Consider the following 3,539-nt stretch of genomic DNA (forward strand, 5'->3'; position numbering starts at 1 on the left):
TTCTTTGTTTGTCTAGATTAATAAATACTTTATATTACAAATTAAGTAAATATTTGATGTGAGGTTTGATGCATCGGTAATGTATTTTGTACAACTTTAAGCAAGTAAATCCGCGTTTTCCACACGAATGTTGCATAAAATACATCAATTCCAGCCAAAAGTACCTCTTTAGCGCCTAAAAGGGCAAAATTGTTGTACGACATACAACATTCTAAGCACGCCGAGAAGAAATCAAGAAAATTGTTGTACGCTGTACAACAACTTCCTTCTCTAAGGCTAAGTGTCCTAGGTTTCCCATCTTCCCCCTAATCCAAAAATCCGTCAGGATAACCCTGGCGGCCCTTTTCTCTTTCATCGCTTGGATCACGAGCACCTAGATAAATCCGGCTGCCACGATTTCCCCTGCATTTTCGCAATTCTCCCCCTATTAATCTTCTATGTACGCTTTTCCCGGTCGCGAGTCTTTAGAGCTTGTGTCTTTTTCAGCAGCAGCGGTATTAATGCAAAAGCGATGTACATTCCCACTGCGGCATAGAACTTGCCCGATCCAATATCTTGCAGTGATGCGCCAAAAACATTATAAACAACAGCACCCGGAATTATTCCAATCAGCGTTCCCCACGTATAGTCCCAGAAGCGAATTTTGGACAGTCCTGCTCCATAACTTACGCCATCGAAAGGAAAGAAAGGCATTAAGCGCATATATAGAACGACCATAAAACCTTTTTCTTCGGCCTTCTGATCGAAAGACTGAAGCTTCTTGTTTCGCAAAATCCGCTGAAAGCTGTTTCGACCCCATTTGCGCGTAATATAAAAAGAAAGCATCGCCCCGGCGCCAGCCCCGATAATATCGTAGATCGTCCCCCAAAAAGCACCGAACACATAGCCTCCATATAGGGTCAACGGTGTCGCCGGAAATAATACCAATGGACGGAGGGTATAAACAATAATGTACAGCAGCCCACCAAGAGGACCTAGGTCACGCAGCCAATCGGTCATCCAATCCAGATCCAAACGCTCCCATACTCCGGTCCATTTCAAAACGAGCAGACCCGCGACAGCGATTATAAACCATAACAACAGTAACCAGAGCGACTTCGAGCGCGCTATGACTCCCCTCCTTCGCCCAGCATTCTTGAGTTTTATCTTACACAAAGCAAGGACTGCATATCAACCACTGGCATGCAAAAAAAGCCCCACCCGCTGAAGACGAGTGAGACTCCTAAGACCTTACAATCATTTATGCCAACCATTGCTTCACTTTCGAAGCAAAATTGTTCAGCATCTCCTGCGAGCCATATTGACCGCTGAAATCTTCAATGCCGAGGTAACCGTCGTAGCCGACCGCTTTTAAGTCATTCAACAGTTGCTTCCAATTGACGATACCTTCGCTTAATGGCGACCACTCGCTCTTCCAGAGCTTGATGCCATCTTGCTCTTCGCCGGTTGGCAACCATCTTGCATTTTTCACATGAACATGCGCTAGATAAGGTCCGAGGAGCTCAAGACCCATGCGGAAATTCTCGTATCCTTCATGCACCATGTTGCCCGCGTCATGCAGAACCCCAATGTATTCCGGATTGAAGTTGGAAACCAATCGATGTGCCAAGCCAGCACTTGGCGTGATCGTATTATGGTGGATTTCAGCTAAAGCTTTAACGCCATACTGCTGAGCAAATTCCTGCACATGATGTAAATAGTCCACAGCCGCTGCATACAAGTCATTATAATTTTTGCTCTTGTCATAGCCAGGAACACCAATACGAATGAAGGAAGCTCCAATTTTCTGGGCAGCTTTGAAAACATGCTCAGTCTCAGCAACATTACACGCGTTTAAGTAAGGTGTGACGCTCAAGTTCACTAAGTTATTGTTAACAGCAGCTAATCGGAAACGTTCCAATTCTTCATCCGATCCATTCGGATCAATGGAACAAAGGTTATTTCTCCAGAAAGATGGCTTCTCATTTACCGCGTCGGCGGGAATATCTTTAAAACGCCATTCAATACCTTCAATCCCGGCAGCAATAGCCGCCTTGGCTAGTTCTTCTGGTGTCAGGTCAGGTGTCGCTACAGTAAACACGGATAATTTCATTTGAATATGCCTCCTAATTTCGTTTGGGGCCCCCGCAAAGTATTGTCTAAACTCTTATCGAAGCAATTCGGTGATGTATAACCGCTTTAAATGGTAAGTTAGACGCCGATCGAGCTAATGCTCGATGCAGACGGAATATGCTTCAGAGCTTGGTGTCACTTTGTGTTGATTGTTTATCTATTCTTTATTTTGCAGTATAATAAAAACGTATTCATTGCATTAATTGGGCAAAAGTTTGCTAATATTGACTCCAGCTAAATAGAGGAGAACCTCACGTGCAGGAACTTTACCATAATCTACATCGCATGATTAATTTCAGACATGCCGTGACCCATGATCCGCTTCCATTGGACTTCCACCAACACCAGGACCACTATGAAATTTATTTTTTCCTTACTGGAGACGTTCATTACTTCATCGAAAAACAGGTCTACCCCCTGCAATACGGGGATCTGCTGATCATGCACAGTAATGAATTGCATCGCCCTAATTTTCAATCCAAAAAACAGCGATATGAGAACGTCGTAATCCATTTCAATCCCACGCTGGTGAAGTCGTTTAGTTCTCCGCAGTTTAACTTGCTTGACTGCTTCAATAACCGTGTATTCGGCGAGCAAAACCGGATGCGGCTGACTCCACAGCAGATTGATGACATTATGAAACTTTATGAGCGTATGGAAATGTATAATCGACCTCAAGCGCTCCCAGGATCGGAAATCCTGCTTGTTTCAGCTTTTATCGAGCTGCTCGTGTTTATCAATCGAGTTTTTCAAAATCAAGGCAAACAAGAGGAACAGATCATGATTCCCGACAAGCTCTCCTCTCTATTCACCTACATTGACGAAAATTTAGATCAAGATCTGTCGCTCGAGGTACTGGAACACGTCGTGTTCATGAATCGTTCCTACCTATGCAGACTGTTCAAAAAACACACAGGCAGCACTATCCATGAGCACATTTTGTTCAAGCGCATCGCCAAAGCGAAACAGCTGCTGCGCGAAGGCTCAACAGTCACAGATACGTGCCAGCTAGCAGGCTTCAACGACTACTCCAACTTTATTCGAACGTTCAAGAAGGCTGTTGGCCTTCCTCCTCGGCAGTACCAAGCCCAGCAGCGGCGGGTTTGATCGCGAAACTGCGAGTTGAAAAAGGTCACCAAACAGAAAAAGGTCGCCCAAGTCTACGTGACTTTGGACAACCTTTTTTTGTTGGAACTATGTGGTGTTCAGACTCGATGAAATCCGGAGACTAGAAAGCACTAATGCCCAGTAACTGCATAAAGTACATCAAATTCGTGAGGAATCACGCTATACGTTTTGACTTGCTGCAGAAAGTGCATCTATTTTCCCGATTTTCGGTTCGGCCCCTTAATTATGGAGTCTAGCTGCTAAATGCTCTCGCTCTCGCAGCTTCTCATTTCTCTAGCACACTAAAGCGCAATTTCTAC

Annotated in this window: 3 protein-coding genes; 1 reads left to right on the forward strand and 2 read right to left on the reverse strand. The window is 44.6% G+C overall.

What is annotated here, in order from left to right:
* Positions 1-435: 435 nt before the first annotated feature.
* Both G519_RS46675 and G519_RS0138005 read right to left on the reverse strand, forming a co-directional pair.
* Positions 436-1,041 (reverse strand): TVP38/TMEM64 family protein, encoded by a 606-nt coding sequence (locus G519_RS46675; protein WP_127528340.1) that lies wholly within the window; start codon positions 1,039-1,041, stop codon positions 436-438.
* 199 nt (positions 1,042-1,240) lie between these two features.
* Complete coding sequence (locus tag G519_RS0138005; protein ID WP_029198982.1) at positions 1,241-2,092, reverse strand: sugar phosphate isomerase/epimerase family protein; 852 nt, start codon at positions 2,090-2,092, stop codon at positions 1,241-1,243.
* 275 nt (positions 2,093-2,367) lie between these two features.
* Between G519_RS0138005 and G519_RS0138010 the strand changes: the two genes are divergently transcribed.
* Positions 2,368-3,219, forward strand: a complete 852-nt coding sequence (locus G519_RS0138010) for an AraC family transcriptional regulator (protein ID WP_029198983.1) — start codon at positions 2,368-2,370, stop codon at positions 3,217-3,219.
* Positions 3,220-3,539: the final 320 nt, after the last annotated feature.

The sequence above is a fragment of the Paenibacillus alginolyticus DSM 5050 = NBRC 15375 genome (genome assembly GCF_000422905.1).
In the GTDB taxonomy this organism is placed as follows: Bacteria; Bacillota; Bacilli; order Paenibacillales; family NBRC-103111; genus Paenibacillus_E; species Paenibacillus_E alginolyticus.

Excerpts from the sequence above, each read along its gene's own strand:
- G519_RS0138005 (WP_029198982.1), bottom strand. The coding sequence starts at position 2,092 with ATGAAATTATCCGTGTTTACTGTAGCGACACCTGACCTGACACCAGAA.